Here is a 1184-nt window from a genome sequence, read left to right as displayed (position 1 = left end):
TGGGGTACGGGCCGTGTACCAACTCACTAGAGGCTTTTCTCGGCAGCATAGGATCACTGAATTCACCACAACGGCTACGCATCACCTCTCAGGCTACATGTTGTGCGGATTTGCCTACACAACGCCCTACAGGCTTACACCAGGTATTCCATCACCTGGCCCAGCTACCTTCCTGCGTCACCCCATCGCTTACCTACTACAGCGAAGGTCCCGTGCAGCAATCCTCCCTCTCACCCGAAGGCTCGATAAGAGAACATTTGGACAGTTAGTACCACTGATTCGATATTTGGCGCGGATACACGGGTACGGGAATATCAACCCGTTGTCCATCGACTACGCCTGTCGGCCTCGCCTTAGGTCCCGACTCACCCTGGGCGGATTAACCTGGCCCAGGAACCCTTGGTCATTCGGCGGACGAGTTTCTCACTCGTCTTTCGCTACTCATGCCTGCATTCTCACTCCCGTAGCCTCCACAGCTGGATCACTCCGCTGCTTCCACGGCTACAGGACGCTCCCCTACCCATCCAGACGACTGGCCCGAAGGCGATCTAATGTCTGAATGCCGCGGCTTCGGCGGTGTACTTGAGCCCCGCTACATTGTCGGCGCAGGATCACTTGACCAGTGAGCTATTACGCACTCTTTCAAGGGTGGCTGCTTCTAAGCCAACCTCCTGGTTGTCTAAGCGACCCCACATCCTTTTCCACTTAGTACACGCTTAGGGGCCTTAGCCGGCGATCTGGGCTGTTTCCCTCTCGACTACGAAGCTTATCCCCCGCAGTCTCACTGCCACGCTCTCACACACCGGCATTCGGAGTTTGGCTGACTTCGGTAAGCTTGTGGGCCCCCTAGGCCATCCAGTAGCTCTACCTCCGGCGTGAAACACGTGACGCTGCACCTAAATGCATTTCGGGGAGAACCAGCTATCACGGAGTTTGATTGGCCTTTCACCCCTACCCACAGCTCATCCCCTCAGTTTTCAACCTAAGTGGGTTCGGGCCTCCACGACGTCTTACCGTCGCTTCACCCTGGCCATGGGTAGATCACTCCGCTTCGGGTCCATAATGTGCGACTCAGGGCGCCCTATTCGGACTCGCTTTCGCTACGGCTACCCCACACGGGTTAACCTCGCCACACACCGATGACTCGCAGGCTCATTCTTCAAAAGGCACGCCATCACCCCACC

1 rRNA gene is annotated in these 1184 nt (G+C 56.8%); it reads right to left on the bottom strand.

Annotated features, from left to right (window positions below):
* Positions 1-1184: ribosomal RNA gene (locus ACFWF2_RS33610) — 23S ribosomal RNA — on the bottom strand; the annotation flags it as partial.

The organism is Nocardia sp. NPDC060259 (genome assembly GCF_042728775.1).
Taxonomy (GTDB): Bacteria; Actinomycetota; Actinomycetes; order Mycobacteriales; family Mycobacteriaceae; genus Nocardia.
The sequence above is the reverse complement of the archived record's forward strand: the minus strand, read 5'-3'. Positions and strand labels throughout refer to the sequence as shown.